A 22,001-nucleotide genomic window follows, 5' to 3' on the forward strand; every position below is an offset into this window, starting at 1 on the left:
TTATTAATCAACTTTTTAAGTGCTCAAATCATATAGTTTTAAGCTCTATATCGTAGCGAATGTTTTTTACCGTATTAAATATCTTTATTGAAGAATGTTCTTAACCCCTCAAAAATATAGTGGTCGCAACAGTTTTGAGGTTCATGATTTTATATTTTTTTGAACAATAAGGTTCAAACAAGAATCGTTTTAATTAAAGTCTAATTACCCCGCGAGCGGGCATTTTTCTTACAACTATGATCAATTCGATTCAATTAAGTAGAATTCACCTTAGCTGCTTTATTTTCTTGGGCATTCAGATATTTATCTCGAATTCACTTTTTGCCATAACAACTAATGAGATTTTTGAAGATGAGAATAATTCATCTATAACATTAATGAGCCATAGTTTTAATGCCAAACAAAGAAGTCGTTTTGTTTATAACGGGGTAGCAGAACATGTAGAAAGAGGCTTGACCATTATTCATTTTATGGGCGAGGGAACATATGAATTCAAATCGTTTGACACTTATGGAAGCGTAGATGCCTGCGACGAATTTGATAAAACTCTTGAGAGTATGATGGGCAACGGTTCTAAACTTGCCATTCTGGCCCATGACTCTGCCGCTAATGACAATCTGAAAAATTCATCCGTACTAAAAAAATGGGGCCTTCATCAACTTATAGGCCTTAAAAGTAGGCAAGCTTATATAATGCATAACCTGACGGATGCTCAGATAACCGAGCAAGTCGATGATAATTCTATCGAACAAACTTTTTCGATACCTCTGACTATTGATGATACTAAAATTTATTTTCCAAAAATCAAATATGAATTTGAGCCTAACGACAACAGATATATAGCCCATGCCGGTGGCGAAATTGATGGTATTAAATCGACCAACTCAAAAGAAGCTTTGGATTATAGTTATAGTAGAGGATTTCGATTGTTTGAACTTGATATTATAGAGACATCGGATGGTCATTTGGTAGCGGCCCATGACTGGAAGATGTGGTCTCGTTTCACCGATTATCAAGGTGACCTGCCCCCTAGCCTTTCCGAATTCAAAAAACATACTATTTACGGAGATTATCATACCATGGATATGGAGGCAATCAATAAGTGGTTTAAAACGCATCCCGATGCTATTTTGATTACTGATAAAATAAACGACCCTGTCGCTTTTGCCGATAAATTTGTTGACAAGAAGCGCCTTATGATGGAGCTTTTTAGTCAATTGGCCATTGAGGAAGCTTCTCAGCATGGTATTAAGACGATTATATCTCAAGATCCCTTAATGAGGTTAAAGGGCAACAAAACCGATTATTTGTCCATTAACGGCATTGAATATGCTGCAGTATCGAGAAGAATAATTTCTAGCCAAAAGAAACTAATGCTGCAGTTAAAAGAACAAGGGGTCAAGGTTTATGTCTACAATGTCAATTTTGACCCTGGTAAAGACGAACAATATGTTTATGATAATGAATTAGGCCTCGTTTACGGCATGTATGCCGATAAATGGGTATTTGATACTATGTCAAAAGAAAAGTCAGCTAAATAAGCTCTCTAAGCTTTCTTCCTTATTAGAATTTTACTTGATAAGTGATACCTGCGGAAATTCCGTAGAAAAATTTACCTGCAGCAAAGGCAAGTTCTTGACGGGTAGCCCCTAGATTGGCCCTATAAGCGTTTTGGTTGTTCTTTCCTGTAAACTGATATTCCAGACTCAATCGTTGAGATTCTACATAGAGTAAGGTTTCTGCCAAAAGCTCATCTCCCGAAATAATTTGTCTCAATTCTGGGGAGTAACCCATTCCGACATTCAATCCGAAATAGTTTTCCGCATCTTTCAGGTACTTCCTGACCAATAAATTCCCCGAAAATTTGGTCAAGTTATTTGGTTTGGGAGTGATATAGGAACGCAAAGAAAAATAATAATTGCCTCTGTAATGCCCTAATGAATTGGTTATAACACCAACATTTCCGGAAGCAAAGGTAATATGTCGTCCTCCAGCCGAGAATTCTATGGCCCCGGGTAGGTTAACATAGAGGTCACCACCGAACTTATGCTTGGGGTAAATAGATGAATTGGAATAACCGTAATTCAAATAGGCATAAAATCTTTTCGAAAATTTCGGATAAAAATCCAAATCGTACTGAAGTCCATTTTTACCTAGTCGATTGCTATAATTCAATCGTGGAATGATACTACCGGCCATAGTTTGTCGCCTGTATGAGATACTGGTATATATCATTGGGTCGTAGCGTTGGTCAAAGACAGTTACCGCATTTCGAATATCAAACCTATTATTAAAGACGTCGTTTTGGGCTTCATTACTATTCTTAATAAGCTCTTTTTCAGCCGTTTCATCCTCAGGTTCTGTCATTTCTTCCTCACCTTTTTTATTTGATTTCTTGACCGAGCTTATCGAAGAGTCAACATTGTACCAACCCTTCTCGGGATATTCTGTTTGATTGATTCTCTGTTCGGCTATCTTTTTCAATCGGTCCAGTTCTGAATCATTATTAATAAAGCTTAGCGCTTTGTTGGCCAGGCCTAGAGCAATTAGTTCGTTCTTGGCGTAAAGTTCGTTTTTAATGGCCCCTGACCAGGCGGCCTTATCGTATTTATCTGATGATGTTACTTTGTTGAATTCAATTCTTGCTTGATCATATTCGCCATCCCAACTGTATGTGTTTCCCAATAAAACACGGGCTTTACTATCATCGGGTTTTTCTGCTATTACCTTGATAAGGATGTCTTTGGCACTCTTATGGTTGCCTTCATAGGCCAAACCATAGGCATTCTCATATGAGGGTGTAGTTTGGTCATTAAGAGCCAAATCTTGTGCACTGCCAATGGATATGAACAGTAGTAAAAGTGATGCTATGTAACTTTTAGACAAATACACTACAATGTTGAAACTTTAGAACGACTCGCTAATTTGGTTTGGTGCGCCATTCCCTTTTTTCGAGCCTCTCTTTTTGCTCGTTCTATTTTATCGGCTATTTCATGGGCACTTGAACTATTCTGTTCAACTAAATCGATTAGCTCCAGAGCTTCTTTAGTTCGCTCTGACCAGTAATAGACATCAAAAAGTGCCGAATAAGAATCGATATAATTAGGATTCATTTTAATACACTCTTTCAATATCTTGATGGATGAGGGATAATCGCCGCTCCAAACACTTACTCGACCCATCAAAACCTTGGTATCGATGTGGCTTGGTGATTCCGATAAAATGTACCTACAAAGCAACAATGCCTTATCGTACTCTTTTTCAAACGCCAAAGCTCTCGCTTTCATATATACCTTGTCAAAATTCTCCCCATTGTATACACTATTGATCCAAATGATTTCGCTATCGCTGAATTTTTCTTTCTGTACGCTGAAAATGGCCAAGCTATCGGGAATAATTTTATTGTTGTTGGTTACATAGGCATTCATAGATTTGAAAGCCTTCAGTTTTCCTTCGACTTTTGAACCGCCAAAGCTTGAAGAAAGGTTCATTTCTTTATCCAAGCTATAGACATTTCCATCTGAGAATAATTTCTCGCCGCTGATGTATTCTTTAAGTTCATTTTTGTTCCTCATTAAGGGGATATCCTTATTTCCCCTAAATTCTTCGTTCATATCCAAGGCATCTCCCATCCAAGCCACCTTTTTGGGCATTTTCATTTCAAAATTACCATCTAGAAGCGCCAATAGGCTTGGAGTTACGTCAAAGTGCGAAGTAAGTGCGCTCATCTTTCTAGGGCTTTTGAGCATGGGACTGAACATAATCAATGGTACATGAAAACGACTTAGATTGTTTCGCTGTGGTATGGGTATCAATCGATGGTCACCGGTTATAATAAATATGGTATTCTCGTATCCAGGCTTCTTTTTATATTCTTCGAAGACATATTCCAGAGCCTCATCGGTATACATAAGAGTGGCAAAAACATTGCTGTTCTTCTCGATTACTTTTCTTGTTTTTCCTTCATGGGAACTCGATGACAGTATGTTCTTTACCTTTTGCTCATACTTATCTTGCTGTGGCGGTATAAAGGGCTCATGGGTACTGATGGTCATATAGACCTCCATTCTCGGATTTTCATTATCCCTCGGTAAACTCATACTTTTCTTGAACAACTCCTTGTCCGGATAACCCCAAGAAGAACCTGCAGCATCTTCCGCTTGAAGGGTATATTTATTTCCGAAACCAGATTTGTCGAGAATAAAATCGATATTCTCGCTATTCAAAAATCTATCGACATTATCAAAAGCACTATTAGTGCCTTGATAAAATGAAGTATGGTAACCATTGTTTTTTAATATACCGTAAAGGGTTAGTTTATTGGGGTATTTCTCCAATTCCATAAATCCACTTTTGCCGAAAGGCAATGAACCCATAAGAGATGGCAGAACACCAAAAGTACGACCCGTGTTGCTAAGGCAATTCTCCCAGTAGAGTGACTGTTTGGTCAACTTGTCAAGAAAAGGTGTGAAACCGCCGAATTCTGCCCCCTCACCCACAAAATCACGGCCTAGACCTTCCACCATTATGAAAACAATATTGGGTTTTTCGTTTTTTAAATTGAAATAAGGCCTCAAAACATTTTGAGTTCTTTTTGACTTAATTAACGGGTATTCGACATCAGAATCATAGGAGGCATCCTCTGTTGACGAATCGTATATGTTAAGAGCTAAATACTGGGTTTTGTTGTGGTTGATAGGTTTGCCTTCGATAAAAGAAGTCATAACGAACATACTGATGAGAATGATGGTAAAAGGATACATTCTACTGATATGATGGTAGTGTTTGCTCGTTATCTTGTATAACCAAAAAAAGAGCCCAATTATAATTACCACACCTACCACAAGTGAAATCGAAAGCCCCCCAGAGTTGGCTATGGTAGTTTTTATATCGGCAAAGCTATACCCCAAAAGATCAGACCCTAGAGGCACTAAAGCCGTACAGAAATAGCTGATCAGCATTGCTTCTACAATCAGCAAAAGTATCAACAAGACAAAAATGAGATTGAAACCGTATCTTGGCCTTAGATTTTCCCAAAAATTAAAAGGAAATACTAGTATCACACCCACCAAAGACGCAAAACCCAATTGGTGCACCGTGGCGATAAAAAAACTGGTGCTCAGTATAATATCGACCACACCCTTGAAATAGAGGCTGACATATTGGTAAACCGTAAGCACAACAAGACTACCAAAAAATGAGATAATCATTCTGGTATAATGTTTTAAACTATATCTGTCGCGCTGACTTGTGTTCATATGCTAATTAGGTGGCTTTGGCAAAACCTTTTCTTACCTGAGATCCCCAACCTGATTTTATTTTAAACAGTTTTTTATAATTACCACGCACCGCTGACCATACGACAATGGGGTGAAAAGCAATTGGTTCTACAATGGCGCAGAACATGAGTATCAAAATATCTTTTGTTTTCTTGTATTCGTTATAGCTGTAAACGTCCCAAAGAATGGCGTAAAAAGAGAACATAATCGAGAACACATAAACCATTGCGGTAATTGCGATAAAGAAATCCCAATTAAGAATGCCCAAATACATGAAAAGTATGATGGTAAAAAAGCCAAAAAACTCCATTAAGGGAGCTAGCCATTCATAAAAAAACCAATAGGGATAACTTAGAAGCCCCAAACGACCGTATTTCGAGTTAAAGAACATGTCTTTATGCTTGAAAAGGGTTTCTAGATTGCCCCTCGCCCAACGGTCTCGTTGGTTGACCAATATCTTAACATCTTCTGGAACCTCTGTCCAACAAAGAGGGTCAGGAATATATTCTATGGTATAAGGTTCACGCCGGTCGTGCATATGCCTTCGCATCTTGAATACGATTTCCATATCCTCGCCAACTGTACCGGTGTCGTATCCCCCTACTTCCAATGCGATTTCACGGTCAAAAAAACCGAATGCCCCAGAAATAATCAAAAGGCTGTCAATTCTACCCCAGGCCATCCTTCCTAAAATGAATGAACGGGTGTATTCCAATAATTGAAACCTGGCCAACCAATTTTTTGGCAGTCTAATTTCTTCTAATTGGCCACCCTCGATAATACAGGAATTGGCCACACGGATGACACCGCCAACGGCAATAACCCTTTTTTCAGATCGTTGATAGAATGATTTAACAACATGCAAAAGCGCATCTGGCAGAAGAAGACAGTCAACATCGATACACCCGACATATCGGCTTGTAGAAAGAGCCATTCCAGTGTTCAAGGCGTCTGATTTGCCACCGTTTTCCTTATCAATGACCGTCAATTTTGAAAATGCCCGATGTGGCGACTTATACACCCCTCTTATAGGTTTGTTTTTCCAATTGGGGTCAATCTTAAAGTCGATCTTTTCAAGATCGTAGGCATCGATCATTTTCTGTAACGTATCGTCTTTACTGCCATCATTGACAACCATTACCTCATAATTGACATAGCGTAGTGACATCAGGGAACGGATGTTCTCTACAATGGTCAAACCTTCATTATAGGCAGGTGCAATGATTGTAATGCTTGGGGATAATGGCGAAGCCATTATTTTAGAGAGGTCACCGAAACTATTTTTTTTTCTGTAATGGATGGAATTTCTGGTGGATAGATATCCCATAATGGTGAATAGTGTAAACAATATCACCGTAAACATTAGAAAGACAATGTTTATGTATTCTAAGGTGATATCGAAGAACGTACTATCCATAAAATTTACCTATAATAAGTTTAGGTAGTTCATAAATTTAAACATGAGCGAAGCCCCATTTGGTGTTATTTCGGTAGCCACAACAGGTAGCTCTAGTACTTGTTGGGTATGAGTTTTTTGCAAAACTTCTGAGAGTTCGAAATCAATGTCAAATAGCTCTGGATCCACAATAGTTTCTACTTCTACGTCGGCCTCGATTTCTTCGAGTACTTCATTGTATTCCGATTCGGTATAGGTCACTCCAGGATTCTCTTTGGCCATTTGGTTGTCGAAAAGCTCTTTGGTGAGTTGCTCATCCTCGTCTTTTTTTTTACTCTCTTCTTGATTTTCTTTTTCCGAAACCTTGCTGATCAACAGTTTTAATGCTTTTCGAGCTTTTTTGCGCAATCGACGGTCTGGATCCTCTAAAAGAGTATCTAAAAATTCAATTTCTTTTTCATCGCCCACAGCAACAATTTCATCTAATAGAATTAGTTTGGCCTCACGGTCGATATTCTTGAACAAGTCGGCAAATACGCTGAAATTAGGGAGGTTCAAATTCTCTAACTGTAGTTTTGGCATGGAGATATGACCATCTTTCTCTTTTGAAAAGACAGCTATCATTCGAACTATACGCTCTTTAATGAATTCTTGCTTTTCATCTTCAAGAAGTTCTTCGAGCAGAGCAATTTCCCGGTGGTCTCCTAACTCTTCTAAATCATCTAGTAACCCCATCATATAAGCTTCATGCTCATCGTAATAAATGGGTTCGGGTATGGCGTTGGTAATTTGAGAATCTTCGTTTTCAACTATTTCTTCATACTCTACTTCAATGTCATCTATCTCATTTTGACTCATCAGCCAACTGATGACATCATCGGCATTAGAGGTATTGGAATCGACATTGATTAATGATTCGCCACTTAGCTCAAAATCAAACTCTTTAGTTTCTTCTTTAATATCTTGTGGTTCAAAATCAATTTCGAAATCCGAAAGTTTAAAACCATCCAATTCTTCTACCGCACTCTCTTCTTCAGGTTTTGTTTGAGCCTCAGATTCAGTTACAATTGGTAGAAAATCAAGGTTATGAACTTCTTCTAATAAGCTTTCATCTTTTAGATGGACGCTGTCTTTATTGGTTTTGTCGTTTTCTACTACAATGGGCAAAAAGCTTATTTCTTCTATATCAAACGTTTCTTCATTTACTTTTTCAGTTATTTCTTCAGCCCCATTTAGCTGTTCAAAATTGACCTCAATCTGGCGAATTTTCTTGTGCGGATATTCGGAATCGTTTTTGTCTGTCATTTGCTTCTCATTGTTTTGAACTGGGGGCTGTTCAGATATTACGATTGGTAAAAAGTTTATATCAAGTAGAGGCTGGTGGGTTATTTCTTCTTCTGTAATCTCTATATCATTTACCTCTTCAATTGGTGTAAGATTTCCGGTTTCTACTTCCGCTTCGGGGACCATGGATTCTTCAGTTTCAGAAACTATAAGCTCAAAATCAACTTCTAAATTTTCTATCTGAATCTCGGTGGGCTCATTAACATCCTCTTCATTGGTAGAAAAATTAGGAACTTCCTCATTTTCCTCCATTGCTTCAGAGGATTTCACTTCTACGGTTTCTTGATCGGTTGATTCTTCTGATTCACTTAAAATCACATCTACGGGAACTGTTTCTGAATGAGGAATTACCGGAGCTTCAACGGTAGAATTTGGTTGAATTTTCTCAGCCGCTTCCTCTAAAATGGTTTCAGAATGATTTTCATCTTCTGTAATGGTTGGCTGAATATTATCTTCGCCGTTAACGTTTTCCTTGGCATCCTGGGTAATATCGATTCCCCTGTTATCTAAACCTTCTGTAGGCATAACTGTGTCGGGGGCAATCATATTAATGGCTGATAAAGCCTTGCTCTTAACGGCAAAGTTTCCTTCGCTCTGGGCAGTTTTGTTCAAAAATGCGATATCGGATTCGTCGCCCAGTTCGCCTAAAGCTCCTAATATGGCTATCTTGACATCAACACTACACTTAGGGAACACTTGTTTAAGCATAGGTTTGGCATCAAGTACAAAAAATTCTTTTATGCAGCCAATGGCCTCCATCTTGATTTGGTTGTTTTTGTGCTTTACCAGTTCGATCAAAGCTGCGTTTGCATCATTCTGGTTATAAAACTTGATAAGGCGCAACGCAAAGAATACCACATATCTGTTGGTACTGGTTAGCCAATATTTAAAACGAGGTGGTTCAAAATCTTCACGATTTCTAAGTACATCCAATAATTTTAACTGCTGCCATTCAGAAATTTTATATCTGGTGGTGTCCAAGAAATAATTGATTCCTTCCGGTTTCAAGGTAACGGCAGCGATTTCAGCTTGCTTACGCACGGTAGAGCGCCGGTCATTGATGAATTTTGTAATGAAGGTATAAGCGCTCTCGACCTGCATTTGGGTCAGATGTGAAATACCTTTAGAGATGACTTCCCACCGCCAACTCTTCAGTTTTTCGTAGGCATCTTGGTCCAACCCTAAATCTTGATAGAGCTTAAAAAGTCTTTTTTTGGTATCTCCAGAAACGTCTTTTCTTAAATCTAACAGAACTTCGGTAAGCACTTTTCTGTTGAAGTCATTCTTAAGTAACTCCCTTATCTGAATCTTTAGGTCTAGGTAGTGAGACTTTTCGGCTTTGTCAGCATCCTCTTCGTAGAAAAGAAACTCACTGACCATCGGAGATAATTCTTTTTTCTGTTTTTTGGTTCTTGAGGAAGTAGAAGAAATCTTGTTTCTAAAAATGAAAACAGAAATGAAGTAAAGTAAGGCAAGGCCAACAAATACCAAGGTTAGTATCCACAATGTTTCGGTATCGATTTTTGGTGCGGATACTAATGGAATATTTGAATATGTTGTTTTGGCCCCGAACAAATTAGTTTTTATTGAGTTCTCTTTCGACCCTTACCAAAAGTTCTGAAGGGCTTACTGGTTTTGATATAAAATCGTTGGCGCCCAACTCAAAAGCGTTGAGCACATTTTCTTCATTTCCTGCAGAGGATATGATGATTATCGGAATATTCGATTTCAGTTCGTTTCGTACATAGTCGATAAGTTCCATACCCGAGAAATAGGGCATCATGATGTCGCTGACTATGATATCGGGCATTTTTTGGGCAAGAAATTCTTTGACCTGCTTGCCATCGCCACTATGCGTCACATCGTAACCTCCTTTTTTCAATCTAAAATTGAGTAAAGAGGCCAGTAGCTCATCATCTTCGGCTAGTAGTAAGCTCTTCTTCATCATTCTATTGATTTAACTTTTTTAAATCTTCGTATGCGTTATGCAAGGCTTTCTGTACTGCCGGGAATTCCGTAACAAAACAATTGTACAAAAACTGCAAGTGCTTGGGATCGTTATCGGTCTTACAGGTCTGCTCTATTTGGTTGATGATGGTGTAAAGGTCATTCGTGTTCAACATTGCCAAACCGGCCTTAATTTTATGTGCCGCTAGCTTTAAACGGTCGTAGTCGGTATTTTGAATGTGAATTTTGGCTTGGCCGATGAATTCTAGGGCATTCTTTTCGTAGAGGTGCAAAAGTTCATCTAAAAGTTCCATCTCGCCCATACAATCGTCCAATATGGGTTGAAGGTCAATATAGAGCCTGTTGGTGGTTTGGGTTGGAGTGCTTCCAGAGAAAATAGAACTATAAATTTCGCTTTTCATGGGGGCATCGATTTTTAAAGATTTGAGTACTGAATTGTATGATTCGTAATGCCGAACAACGGCGTCGTAGGTTTGCATATCAAAATCGCCCGACTGGTTCTCGGGCAACGGCGAGGTCTTCAAATATTCTTTATGCTCAAGATTTTCAGAGGGATTGATTGTTTTGTAAAGGGTGTTTTTGAACAATAGAAAAGATTTTCTCACCCTTTCGGCTTCCTCGGCAGTGAAATTTTCATAAGAAAAATCCACTAATTGAGCTTCCATATCACATAAATGGTCAAGTAGGTTCTTAGGTTTCAAACTGTATTTTTAATTTGAGTTGTTAGACTTGGGATTTCTAAACCGCTCGGTCACATGAAAAACTTTGACAATTTCACAGAATAAGCTGTTTATATTGCTAAAATTCCCTATTTCTATAAGGCAGGGCAACTAAATGTTACCTATGCTATTATATATGTTGTCAAAATGCTTTATTTGTAGGTATAAATTCTTACAGTATGCGGCAAATAGTCTATTTATTAGGTCTTTTAACGATTTTTTCATGTAACGAAAAACCTCATAAAAAAGAGGAATCATTTGAAGAAACCGCACGACGAATACATAATGCAGTTATTACGATAGACACCCATAACGATATTAATGTCAGTAACTTTACTTCAGAAAAAAATTATACTCAACGCCTCTCAACACAAGTGAACCTGCCCAAAATGGAAGAAGGTGGGTTAGACGTCACTTGGTTGATTGTCTATACCGGGCAAGATTCTTTAACCGATAAGGGGTTCAAAGACGCCGAGGAAAATGCCATGAGCAAGTTTGAGGCCATTCACCGCTTATGTGAAGAGTATGCCCCGGATAAAATTGAATTGGCGACCACTTCAGAAGAGGTCAGAAGAATTCATTCGGAGGGCAAAAAGGTGGCTATGATAGGTGTTGAGAATGCCTACCCGATGGCCCGAAACATCAAGAACATTGAGAAGTACCATGAGATGGGCGCACTTTATGTTTCGCTTGCACATAACGGCCATAACCAATTTAGTGATTCGCACACGGGTGAAGAAGATGATGTATGGTTAAACAATGGTTTAAGTGATTTAGGTAAAGAAGCTGTAAAAGAGATGAATAGGGTCGGAATTATGATTGATATATCGCACCCTTCCAAGGAAGCTATCATGCAAATGATAGAACTAAGTGAAGCACCCATTATTGCTTCACATTCTTCTGCCAGAGCTTTATGTGACAATAGCCGGAATCTTGACGATGAGCAACTTAAATTGATTGCCAAGAACGGTGGCGTAGTTCAAACGGTTGCTTTTAGTTCATACGTCGACCAAGAAAAGGACACCCTACGCCAGGCATTTATGGGTGAAATCTATAAAAAAGTAGCCGATTCGCTGCAATTGCCGTGGTACGACCGTTCAGAGTTATCTACTCTTGATGCCGATAAAAGAAAGACCTTTTTTGGAAATTATCAAACAGTGGTCGGTATAGCCACCGAAAAGGCTAAAAGCTTGAAAGATGCCCCGCCTGCGGTAAATGTATCCGATTTTGTAAACCATATCGATTATATGGTAGAATTGATTGGAATCGACCATGTCGGCATCAGCTCTGATTTTGATGGTGGCGGAGGTATCGAGGGTTGGTCAGATGCATCCGAAACCTTCAATGTAACACTAGAACTTGTCAAGCGAGGCTACAGTGAAGAAGAAATCAGAAAATTGTGGGGCGATAACCTTCTTCGCGTACTTGATGAAGTTCAAAAAGTAGCTGCAAGCTACTAATCGTCGGTAGATCCCAATCGATCTCTAACGTATTCTACTTTCTTTTTGCCATGAGGTTTTGGCTTGCCGTTATCCCCAAGGTTGACCATAATAATATTATCAACGGTTACAATCGTTTCACGGGTCATTTTGTTTCTTACTTCGCAGTTAAGTGTCAATGACGATTTGCCGAACTTGACCACTTCAATACCGATTTCAACAATATCACCTTTCTTGGCCGTACTGGTGAAGTTGATTTCTGACATGTATTTGGTGACGACCTTTTTATTCTCTAACTGAATAATACTGTACAGGGCTGCTTCTTCATCTATCCATGCCAGAACACGACCTCCGAACAAAGTTTCGTTGGCATTTAAATCTTCAGGTTTTACCCATTTTCTAGTATGAAATCTCATAAATCTATTTATTAAGGGGAAATTTACGATGCAAAATTACATAAGATAACGCCCTTAAAATAGTGTGTCATTTGTTTTATGAAGCGTTTTCGGAATTTTAAGATTTGTACCTAATTTTTTGTTCAACCTTTCAATAAACTTAGCTGATATTAATGGAGATTCCAATTCCATATTTTGGTGAACAAAGAAATGAATGTTGTTCAACCCTTGAGAATGCCATTCGCTCAATCGGTTGATCCAATCATCTATTCGGTCGTAATCACTTTGATGGTTAGCACCTACATATCTAACGAATGCTTCATTATTCGTCAATCGCATGTGAAGCATATCTCTTCTACCCGCCGTATCAACTAAAACATTGGCAATTCCATTTGATTCCAATAAATGATAAAGTTCTTCCGATACTTTTTCATCATTGAACCAATCGGTGTGTCTAAACTCGATTGCCAAAGGAAATTCTTTAGGCCAATATTCTACGAAGCGAACTACCCTATCCCAGTTTTTAGGTCCGAAATTATTGTGCATCTGTAAGAAAATAGTACCTAGCTTTTCTTTCAGATTCGACGTTGCTTCTAAATATCTATCAACAATGGGGTAAACCGCATCATTTAAGCGTCTTAGATGACTTATATCATTTGATACTTTAGGGAAAAATTTGAATTTTTCAGGGGTTTTATCGTACCATTTGGTATACTGTTCCCCTGGAAAAATTCGATAAAAGGTAGCATTCAATTCAATGCAATTGAATTGACTCGAATAGTACTCCAATTCATCTTTGGTGCCCCTCGGGTAAAAGTTTTTTAAATCTTGACGGTTCCATTTGGCACATCCGACATAAACGTTCAAAGGACTTTTTTTTCCATCTCTGTTCAATACTACTTGTGTATCAGGATGGTCTTTGGGTAATGTAAAATCTATAAGTTCAGGATTCTCTACTTTTCCGAATTTCATTGCTGTCAGTTATCTGTTGAGGATTTTAAAAATAAAGGCTTTCTTTTAATTTTTAAGATAAACCGTCTTTTTATTCACAAACTCCCTAATACCATGTGATGAAAGTTCTCTACCATATCCTGAAATTTTGATGCCGCCGAAAGGAAGCCTAGGGTCGCTTTTGACCAATTCGTTTATGAAGACAGCACCTTCTTCAAAACAAGGGGCCAATTTTAAAGCTTTTTCGGTGTCTTTTGTAAAGAGACTTACTCCAAGACCGAATTCTGAATTATTGGAAAATCTAATAGCTTCTTCATCAGATTGAAACGCAGTAATACCGATAGCCGGCCCGAAAGTTTCTTCTTTGAATATGGGCATTTTTTCGGTAACATTGGTGAGTACCGTAGGCTCGTAATAGGAACCATTGCGTTTTCCGCCAAGAAGCAGTTTTGCCCCCATTTCGATGGATTTTAATACCTGTTTTTCCAAATCTTCGGCTAAATCTTCACGTGCCAAAGTCCCGATATAGGTGTTTTCATCCATAGGATCACCGCTTTTTAGCTCTCTCACCTGTTTAATGAAAAGGTCAACAAATTCTTCCATTATATTCTGGTGCACCAACAGCCTCTTTCCTGCTATACAGCTTTGACCTGTATTTTGAAATCGAGCCTGAACACAGGTTTTTACCGTTGAATCTAGGTCGGCATCTTCAAAAACAATCAGCGCGTTACTTCCACCAAGCTCCAATACCGTTTTCTTGATATGTTTTCCGGCAATAGCGGCTACTGAGCCTCCAGCGGGCTTGCTGCCAGTTAGAGTTGCAGCCTTGACCCATTCATTTTCCAAAACAGTTTCTACCAAGTCACTACCAATGATTAGGTTTTGAAAACAGCCTTCAGGAAAACCGGCCTCTGTGAAAACCTCCGCTATGAGTTCTGCAGATTTCATTACGTTTGAGGCGTGTTTTAAAACACCCACATTACCAGCCATTAAATTGGGGGCGGCAAATCGGAATACCTGCCAAAATGGATAGTTCCAGGGCATTACGGCCAAAATAATCCCAAGAGGTTCGTAGCTTACATAGCTCTTTTGCGCATCCGTTTCAATAATTTCATCCTTAAGTTGGTCCTTTGCTTTATCGGCATAATACTCACACACCCAAGCACATTTTTCAATTTCTGCCACTGCCTGAGAAATAGGCTTTCCCATTTCTTTACTTATGGTCTCGGCATACAGAGTTTTGTTTTCAACAAGTACCTTGGCGGCCCTATTCATGAGGTCAGACCGCTGCTCAAAAGTGGTCTCTTGCCACTCAAGAAAACATTCATGCGATTGTTGAAGCTTTTCTTTTAATTGTTTAGTGGTCAATTCTTTAAAGCTGTAGAGTTTTTCTTGAGTATAAGGATTTATCGAGGACTTCATGTTTAACTGGATAGAATTTTAATAAAGCTACATATATACTTGTACTTCAAAAAATTGCTCTACTAGTTTTTACTGAAAGAACTAATATTTGATGGATTAGAACTCAGGCCTGATTTAGATTAAAAGGTGTTTATAACCCGGTTAAAAAGTAATATATGTATGGCCAAAGCCAGGTTAGTAATTGATTACCTTTATAAAAACCAGTAAAATGAGCGATCGAACCCAGAGTCTTCTGCGCATTCGCCCAGAAATACCTTCAGCTATAGTTCACGATGGAATGAGTGCTGATGAACAGTTTCAGAACGGCACTTTAAGGCCTGTCATCAAATTACAGAACGAGTTATTTATTGCTGTCTTCAAAAATTATATCGCAAAGCACAAGAACTCATTTTATGAGCTTTCATTGAACAAGCGCTTTCTTTATATTGAAAATGCGATTCAAAAAGACATTAAATTTCGCAATTCCCTCAAAGGAATTGTTATTGGGCAATTCACCGCCGAGGAGTATGAGATTTATATTAAAAATTCGTCATCATTGAACAAGCGAATGATGAACATGGTCATTAATAGGCTCAAGGATCAAATTCAGCTTTTTGAAGAACCGGCGTTAGTTTAATAGTGACTCACCGTTCAAATTAGTGGTAAGAACGTCGCTCATATAGTCAAAGTAAGGGCGTATGGCCTTGAACGATTCGCATACCTTATCCTTAAACTGATTAGAAAGTACTTCTTTATCCGTAAAATTTCTGATGAAAATGTACTGCTTGTATTTTATAAGGTCTATATTTTCATGATTCTTATCAAATCCCTTCGGTGCCGTTTTTACGGTATCGCCTTTTAAGGTACCCCAGATATCTTTAAAAGACTTATCATTCATTAAATCTCTCATTTCAGAAGCATCCTGCTCAAATTCTTTTCGAATTCGTAAGAGATCATCTTTGTTCGGATTCCAAAAACCTGTTGCAATAAATGATTCGCCCGGTTGAATATGAATATAGTACCCGCCCCGTAACTGGGCACCTAGACGTGAAAATGAACCAGCGAAATGTGTTTTGTATGGGGTTTTATCATGCGAAAACCTTATGTCTCTATAAATACGGAACATCTTCATCTTTTCAATGTCGTCTTGAGTCTCTAGGTGTTCCTTTATTCCTGAAAAAAAGCTTTTGACCTGTTTTTCGTGAGATTTGAATTCTGTTTTATGTTCGGTAAACCATTCCCGATTGTTATTCTCTTTTAAGAGCTTTAGAAAATTTAGTGTTTCTTTCGTAATAGTTGATTGTAACATACGACCAAAAGGTTGTTATTTATGCTAAAGTTAACCTTATTTCGGAAATCGGCTTTGGCAATAATCCCTATTTTTGGACTACAATAGATTCTTATGAACAAGAAGTCGATTATCGATCAAATCAAAAAACACAAAAAACAACCCAACCTACGGTACAAACTAAAAGAAAAGGTAGAAGTATTTACCAATCTTCTCTTCTATACCTTATTTGACATTGATACTGCCGTTGAAAAGAACTTAGATAAATTGGAAGACCAGTTTGATGGGCTAGTCGATTTAGCATGTTGGGATGTTGATAAGACCTGTAAAGCTGTTTGGTATAGTTATGTGGCCAAATTGCCCAATATTTTGAAGCGTTTGAATTTAGATGCCGAAGCCACGGTCAATTGCGATCCGGCGTCTCTTTCCATTGAAGAAGTATACATGGCTTACCCTGGATTTTATGCCATAGCCATTTATAGGCTGGCCCATGAGCTCTATCTAGAAGGTTTTCCTTTGGTGCCTAGGTTGATGACCGAGTATGCCCATCGTCAAACCGGTGTAGATATCAACCCTGGAGCACAAATCGGCGACTCATTTCATATCGACCACGGTACCGGAATTGTAATTGGTGAGACCGCTATTATTAAAGACCATGTGAAAATATATCAAGGTGTTACTTTGGGTGGACTTTATGTCGCTAAGCATTTACAAAAAACCAAAAGGCACCCTACCATCGAAAACAATGTGACCATTTACGCAAATGCCACCATTTTAGGCGGAGATACCATAATTGGTGAGAACTCGGTGATTGGTGGTAACGCTTGGTTAACGGCTTCTGTACCGCCCAATTCAACAGTTTTTCACACTCCCGAAATAAAAATTAAAACTTTACCGCATGTCTCATAACCTTCTCGATTTGGTAGGCAATACGCCTTTGGTCGAATCAAGAGTTCTCAATACCAACCCCAACGTTAAGTTGTATTTTAAGATGGAAGGGCACAACCCGGGCGGTAGCGTTAAAGACCGGGCCGCACTCAATATGATCAAAAGCGCTTTAGAGCGTGGTGATTTCGACTCCAATTCAAAGTTGATTGAGGCCACCAGCGGAAATACGGGAATAGCACTTGCCATGATTGCCGGAATTTATGGTTTGGATATAGAATTGGTTATGCCTGAAAATGCCACGAAAGAAAGGGTGCAAACGATGAAAGCCTATGGGGCAAAAGTTACCCTTACTTCTTCTGATGTGGGAATAGAAGGCGCCAGGGATTATGCGGAAGCAAAAGTGGCCAACGATGGGTATATCATGATCAATCAGTTTGCCAATGATGATAACTGGAAGGCCCATTATAAGACTACCGGCCCGGAAATTTGGAAGGATACCGAAGGTAAAATAACCCATTTTGTTTCCGCTATGGGCACCACGGGAACTATTATGGGTACTTCTACCTTTTTAAAAGAAAAAAATACCAATATTCAAATCGTAGGTGTTCAACCTACGGACGATTCAAGCATACCCGGCATTCGAAAATGGCCACAAGAATACCTTCCTAAAATATTCGATGCCTCTAAAGTTGACCGAACTATGGAAGTTAGTGAAGAAGAAGCCAAACAAATGGCCATAAGGCTCGCCAAAGAAGAAGGTATTTTTTCAGGAATGAGCAGTGGCGGAGCGGCAACAGCTGCCCTGAGGTTGGCGGAAGAATTGGAAAGCGGTATTATCGTTTCTATTGTTTGTGATCGAGGTGACCGCTATTTATCTTCCGACCTTTTTGGTTGATCAATTTAAGGCCTGTTTCATACCATTTTTAAATGCTTCATAATCTTGAAGGTAGTTATGGCCACCCTTCTCGATGGTAATCAAGTGCTTATTAGTACCGGGAATGGCCTTAAACAAGCGTTTAGATGAATCATAGGGAATTACGAAATCTTCTTTTCCGTGAAAGATATAAATCTCCCCTTCTACGTCTTTGATATATTTGTACGTAGGAAACCTGAAATTAGATAGCAGGCTTACTGCCAGAAAAGGAAAGCGATGCTGACCTAAATCAACAGCACTGTAAAATGGTGATTCTAAAATTAGCTTTTTGGGTTTGTTCATAGAAGCTAGGTAGGTAGCGATGCTGGTACCAAAAGAGCGGCCGTATACCAATATGTTTTTTTCGTCATATCTGTTCTTGGCGTAATCGTAAAAAAGTTGAGCATCTTCATATAGGGCCGACTCACTCAACTCACCTGTGCTTTTTCCGTAGGTTCGGTAGTCAATTAGAATAGACTCATATCCGTTTCGAGAAAACATGTTCGCTACATGTATCAAATGTGAAACGTTTCCGGAATTTCCATGGAAATAAATTATTACTCCCTTTGACTCTGGCTGCTTAATGTGTACTCCATTCAATCGAGCTCCATCCTCTGTATCAATAAAAATTTCTTCGAAAGACTGACAGAAATCGTATTCGTGGTTTAAGGGCATTTTGGATGGAAAGAAAATCAACCTTTCCTGAAAATTGTAGGCCAGCAGGGTTACAAGGGCATAAATAGCTATCAAGACCAAGCCCCATTTTTTTAATCGTCTCATTCAAAACGGAAATTCAATGGAAAGAAAAATACTAATTTAATTAGGTATGTGACAAAAAAAGAAGCGCCCAAAAGCGCTTCTCTTCAAGTATAAGTGTATTGCAGAATTACATTTCTTCGTGTTTTTCAAGTACCAGTTCAACTACTTGTCCATTATCGTCTGTTATAACAATTAAAGAATTAAGACTTTTTTCAGTCATATTCTCTTTATTGCCCACATTTAAGTACTTACTATTTTCTAAGGCCTTGAAAATCTCATTGTCATTGGTTCCGAATAGAAAATCTTTGTTGGCTTCAGAAGTGTAGCTAAATTTAAGTACCTCGTCATAATCTTCATCGGTATCATTATCGATACTCACCGTTTTGAAGATTTTTTTGGGAGTTATAACCCTTCTGGCGTCGATTTTATCTTCGTCTTCTTCGGCAAATTTGATATCCTGTTTCACCACTGTATGAATCTTTACTGATTTCTTGACCAATTTGCCTTCTTCATACATTTCATATTTCTTTTCAGTGGTCTCCTCTGAAATTTCCCTGTCTATTCCTTGGGCGCACATAACGCCTGTTACCATCAACAAACAAGAAAATAATATTTGCTTTGTATACTTCATATTTTCTCTTTTATGATTAAAGCTGCAATTTACGGTCGGTGAAGTACCTTGCTTAGCTCATTGCAACAAAATTTGAAACCATTCAAGAAGGGAAATATGGGCTTAAAGCCAATTTTTACGCTTAAAGTAAATCATCATACCGATAAACAAAACTATCATAATGCCCCAAACCATTGGGTAGCCGTGTTCCCAGTGTAATTCGGGCATATGGTCGAAATTCATACCATAAATACCAGCTATAAAAGTCAAGGGTATGAATATAGATGCCATAATGGTCAGTACCTTCATTACCTCGTTCATCTTGTTACTCATATTACTCATGTACATCTCCATCAAGCTCATCGACATTTCACGATAGATTTGTAGGCTTTCATTGATTTCAAGGGAATGATCCAACACATCTCTTAAGAATACTTTGGTATCTTTCGTAATCAATGGGTTTTCAGAATCGATAAGTCTACCGACCAATTCGCGTACGGGCGAGATCCACCTTCTCACCTTTAATACCTGCTTTTTTAGGTCTTGAATTTCATGGGCAATTTCTTGGGTGGGGTTTTGATAGACCAATTCTTCAAGGGTTTCGATTTTGTCGTTCAAAAATTCTAAAATGACAAAGTAGTTATCGACAATGGCATCTAAGAGTGCAAAAAATAAATAATCTGCCCCCCTACTTCTTATACGTCCCGATTTGTTTCTGACCCTACTTCGAACCCCGGCAAATACATCATCTTCCAACTCTTGAAATACCAAAACACAATTTTCCAATAAGATTAATGCCACATGCTCATATACAAGTTCATTGGTATCATCATCAATATAGAGCATTTTAAAGACCCCAAAAATGTACTCTTCATATTCATCTATCTTAGGCCTTTGATGCGGATTGACCGTATCTTCCATTACCAATGAATTCAGACCAAAACGTTTGCCCACCTGTTCTATGAACTGTTCATCACTAATACCTATGATATCGATCCATGAGGTCATCGGAGGGTCACGATGGGCTACGATGGTCTCTATATCACCAGGGCTGGTAATATTCAGGTCATCGTTATTATATTCCATGATATTGACCACACTGGGTTTTCCCTCTCGTTTGCCCATATACGTGATGGTACCAGGGGCCTTGCCCATTTTTTTGTCAAATTTTGACTGTTTACGGGGCCTTAACTTTGAAAGCAATTTTCTTTTCTTTGGCTTTGCCATAGCTACAGGTATTTTTATAAAGATAGCAAGATGCGATTTTAATGGCTTTATCGATAATCCAATCGATTTAATAAAAGGCCGGAACCCGGCGCCACAAAAGTATGCTCTATACCACTGTTCGGTTGAAGCGAATCTGTAATATTTTCAAGTGATAGCTCTCCCCTGCCCAACTGTATTAGAGCTCCCATTATCATTCTAATCTGATACCGCATAAAACCAGCACCTTTGATATGTAATGCGTAACTATTCTCAGGAAAAAAGCTGGCTTGAATAAGGTCGTTTTTTTTGATAAAACATGATTCGATGGTTCTAACGGTCTTTGTTCCTTCTCGTAACCGTGCAGTATAAACAGAAAAATCGTGGGTGCCACAAAAATGTGTAGCGCCTTCTTTCATTAAATCAATATCTAAAGGTTCAATGATATTGGCTAAAAAAGGAGCACAGAAAGGATGGTTCTTTTCACCGAAAGAGAATAGATAAACGTATTCCTTATCCTTTGCATCTTGTATGATATTGAAGTCCGCAGTTGTCTTTTCAATGTTCGTCGCTCGAATGTCTGGCGGTAAATTTCGGTTGAACGTCTCCTTAAACTCATTTAGATTCTTCAACTCCTCCCCTTCTAAAAAAAGTTCAAATTTCATGGCCAATGCAGAAACTTTTGCATCGGTTCTGCCAGCCCCTAATATTTTATAGCTTCTGTTGGGTAAAACGAATTTCAACGTTTTGAGTAGCATTGATTCCAGCGTTTTTTGCCCCGGTTGATTCTGCCAACCACTATACCTAAACCCTAAATATTGTACATCTATCAAGTAATAATGTCGGGTACTGTACATGCTTTTTATTTGAGACCAAACTAGCCATTTTTTTGTATTTTGTAAAGACAACCTTTTAAAACCACCATTATGACAACCCATCTGAACAAACCCGGCACAGTTTTCTGGGTAGTGGCCATTCTTGCCTTGATATGGAATGTTATCGGGGCCATGGCATATCTCGTCGATGCCTTTATGTCAACTGAGGCACTGGCTCAATTACCAGAAGAGCAAAGACTTCTTTATGAGACAAGACCAGCTTGGGTAACCGCTTCTTTTGCTATAGCGGTATGGTCTGGCGTGTTAGGGGCTATTGCATTATTACTACGCAAGAAATGGGCAATCACCGCGTTTATCATTTCGTTGATTGGAGTACTGGCCCAAAACGTATATCAGTTTTTCTTGAGCAATACTTTTGAAGTAATGGGAACATCGGCTATGATATTTCCTATCATCATCATAATTATCAGCGTATTACTTATATTGTTTTCAAAAAATGCACTAAAGAAGGGATATTTAGGGTAGTCAACGATTTTTTTAAATTTCTCTTTATAATAATTCTATCTTTCCATTTAAATCGACTAAGTAAGTTCCCCCGCATGGGTAGTCAAG

The 22,001-nt window shown here is 38.6% G+C and carries 20 protein-coding genes; 6 read left to right on the forward strand and 14 right to left on the reverse strand.

Going from position 1 to position 22,001, the window contains the following annotated elements; genetic code table 11:
• The first annotated feature begins 236 nt into the window (after positions 1-236).
• The gene (locus IL356_RS10320; protein WP_121849081.1) at positions 237-1,541 is read left to right on the forward strand and encodes a PI-PLC domain-containing protein; all 1,305 of its coding nucleotides are present in this window, start codon (positions 237-239) and stop codon (positions 1,539-1,541) included.
• Between the two features lie 22 nt (positions 1,542-1,563).
• Here IL356_RS10320 and IL356_RS10325 read toward each other — a convergent pair whose 3' ends face one another.
• From IL356_RS10325 to IL356_RS10350, 6 genes are read right to left on the reverse strand one after another with little or no spacing between them, the layout of a single operon-like run.
• The gene (locus IL356_RS10325) at positions 1,564-2,886 is read right to left on the reverse strand and encodes a YaiO family outer membrane beta-barrel protein (protein WP_225621463.1); all 1,323 of its coding nucleotides are present in this window, start codon (positions 2,884-2,886) and stop codon (positions 1,564-1,566) included.
• A gap of 5 nt (positions 2,887-2,891) precedes the next feature.
• Positions 2,892-5,210 carry a sulfatase-like hydrolase/transferase gene (locus IL356_RS10330; protein ID WP_162987893.1) on the reverse strand — a complete coding sequence of 773 codons (2,319 nt, stop codon included), beginning with the start codon at positions 5,208-5,210 and terminating at the stop codon, positions 2,892-2,894.
• Positions 5,211-5,265: 55 nt separating this feature from the next.
• Positions 5,266-6,696: a glycosyltransferase family 2 protein gene (locus IL356_RS10335; RefSeq protein WP_121849079.1), complete on the reverse strand. Its 1,431-nt coding sequence runs from the start codon at positions 6,694-6,696 to the stop codon at positions 5,266-5,268.
• Between the two features lie 9 nt (positions 6,697-6,705).
• Positions 6,706-9,594 (reverse strand): HEAT repeat domain-containing protein, encoded by a 2,889-nt coding sequence (locus IL356_RS10340; RefSeq protein ID WP_121849078.1) that lies wholly within the window; start codon positions 9,592-9,594, stop codon positions 6,706-6,708.
• Between the two features lies 1 nt (position 9,595).
• On the reverse strand, positions 9,596-9,967 hold the full coding sequence (locus IL356_RS10345) for a response regulator (RefSeq protein WP_121849077.1): 372 nt from the start codon (positions 9,965-9,967) through the stop codon (positions 9,596-9,598).
• A 1-nt stretch (position 9,968) separates the two neighbouring features.
• Positions 9,969-10,688 carry an Hpt domain-containing protein gene (locus IL356_RS10350; RefSeq protein WP_162987891.1) on the reverse strand — a complete coding sequence of 240 codons (720 nt, stop codon included), beginning with the start codon at positions 10,686-10,688 and terminating at the stop codon, positions 9,969-9,971.
• A 197-nt stretch (positions 10,689-10,885) separates the two neighbouring features.
• Here IL356_RS10350 and IL356_RS10355 point away from each other — a divergent pair, with 197 nt between their 5' ends.
• A complete protein-coding gene (locus tag IL356_RS10355) occupies positions 10,886-12,166 on the forward strand; it encodes a dipeptidase (protein WP_121849075.1) in 1,281 nt (426 codons plus the stop codon).
• On the opposite strand, the gene IL356_RS10360 is transcribed toward IL356_RS10355, so the two are convergent.
• Genes IL356_RS10360 through IL356_RS10370 form a run of 3 tightly spaced genes read right to left on the reverse strand, consistent with a single transcriptional unit; the run spans position 12,163 to position 14,913 of the window.
• The gene (locus IL356_RS10360) at positions 12,163-12,561 is read right to left on the reverse strand and encodes an acyl-CoA thioesterase (RefSeq protein WP_121849074.1); all 399 of its coding nucleotides are present in this window, start codon (positions 12,559-12,561) and stop codon (positions 12,163-12,165) included. The two genes, IL356_RS10355 and IL356_RS10360, sit on opposite strands and share 4 nt — an antisense overlap.
• Positions 12,562-12,615: 54 nt before the next feature.
• A complete protein-coding gene (locus IL356_RS10365; RefSeq protein ID WP_121849073.1) occupies positions 12,616-13,512 on the reverse strand; it encodes a DUF72 domain-containing protein in 897 nt (298 codons plus the stop codon).
• Between the two features lie 45 nt (positions 13,513-13,557).
• Positions 13,558-14,913 (reverse strand): NAD-dependent succinate-semialdehyde dehydrogenase, encoded by a 1,356-nt coding sequence (locus tag IL356_RS10370; RefSeq protein ID WP_121849072.1) that lies wholly within the window; start codon positions 14,911-14,913, stop codon positions 13,558-13,560.
• Positions 14,914-15,121: 208 nt separating this feature from the next.
• Here IL356_RS10370 and IL356_RS10375 point away from each other — a divergent pair, with 208 nt between their 5' ends.
• Positions 15,122-15,529 carry a glyoxalase gene (locus IL356_RS10375; protein WP_121849071.1) on the forward strand — a complete coding sequence of 136 codons (408 nt, stop codon included), beginning with the start codon at positions 15,122-15,124 and terminating at the stop codon, positions 15,527-15,529.
• Here IL356_RS10375 and IL356_RS10380 read toward each other — a convergent pair.
• Positions 15,521-16,201, reverse strand: coding sequence for a DUF2461 domain-containing protein (locus IL356_RS10380; protein WP_121849070.1), 681 nt, complete (start codon positions 16,199-16,201; stop codon positions 15,521-15,523). The two genes, IL356_RS10375 and IL356_RS10380, sit on opposite strands and share 9 nt — an antisense overlap.
• 93 nt (positions 16,202-16,294) lie before the next feature.
• Here IL356_RS10380 and epsC point away from each other — a divergent pair, with 93 nt between their 5' ends.
• Together epsC and cysM are read left to right on the forward strand one after the other, a co-directional pair.
• Complete coding sequence (epsC, locus tag IL356_RS10385; protein WP_121849069.1) at positions 16,295-17,089, forward strand: serine O-acetyltransferase EpsC; 795 nt, start codon at positions 16,295-16,297, stop codon at positions 17,087-17,089.
• Positions 17,079-17,963: a cysteine synthase CysM gene (gene cysM, locus IL356_RS10390; RefSeq protein ID WP_121849068.1), complete on the forward strand. Its 885-nt coding sequence runs from the start codon at positions 17,079-17,081 to the stop codon at positions 17,961-17,963. The genes epsC and cysM overlap by 11 nt, the downstream gene beginning before the upstream one ends.
• Here cysM and IL356_RS10395 read toward each other — a convergent pair whose 3' ends face one another.
• The 4 genes from IL356_RS10395 to IL356_RS10410 all read right to left on the reverse strand — a co-directional run bounded on the left by IL356_RS10395 (position 17,964) and on the right by IL356_RS10410 (position 21,410).
• On the reverse strand, positions 17,964-18,761 hold the full coding sequence (locus IL356_RS10395; RefSeq protein ID WP_121849067.1) for an alpha/beta hydrolase: 798 nt from the start codon (positions 18,759-18,761) through the stop codon (positions 17,964-17,966).
• Between the two features lie 106 nt (positions 18,762-18,867).
• Positions 18,868-19,371 (reverse strand): hypothetical protein, encoded by a 504-nt coding sequence (locus IL356_RS10400; protein ID WP_121849066.1) that lies wholly within the window; start codon positions 19,369-19,371, stop codon positions 18,868-18,870.
• A gap of 102 nt (positions 19,372-19,473) precedes the next feature.
• Positions 19,474-20,505: a magnesium/cobalt transporter CorA gene (gene corA / locus IL356_RS10405; protein ID WP_225621464.1), complete on the reverse strand. Its 1,032-nt coding sequence runs from the start codon at positions 20,503-20,505 to the stop codon at positions 19,474-19,476.
• Positions 20,506-20,624: 119 nt separating this feature from the next.
• Complete coding sequence (locus tag IL356_RS10410) at positions 20,625-21,410, reverse strand: tRNA pseudouridine synthase A (protein ID WP_121849064.1); 786 nt, start codon at positions 21,408-21,410, stop codon at positions 20,625-20,627.
• Positions 21,411-21,479: 69 nt separating this feature from the next.
• Between IL356_RS10410 and IL356_RS10415 the strand changes: the two genes are divergently transcribed.
• Positions 21,480-21,914, forward strand: a complete 435-nt coding sequence (locus IL356_RS10415; RefSeq protein ID WP_121849063.1) for a hypothetical protein — start codon at positions 21,480-21,482, stop codon at positions 21,912-21,914.
• Positions 21,915-22,001 lie beyond the last annotated feature (87 nt).

The sequence above is a fragment of the Euzebyella marina genome, from assembly GCF_014855515.1.
Classification (GTDB): domain Bacteria; phylum Bacteroidota; class Bacteroidia; order Flavobacteriales; family Flavobacteriaceae; genus Euzebyella; species Euzebyella marina.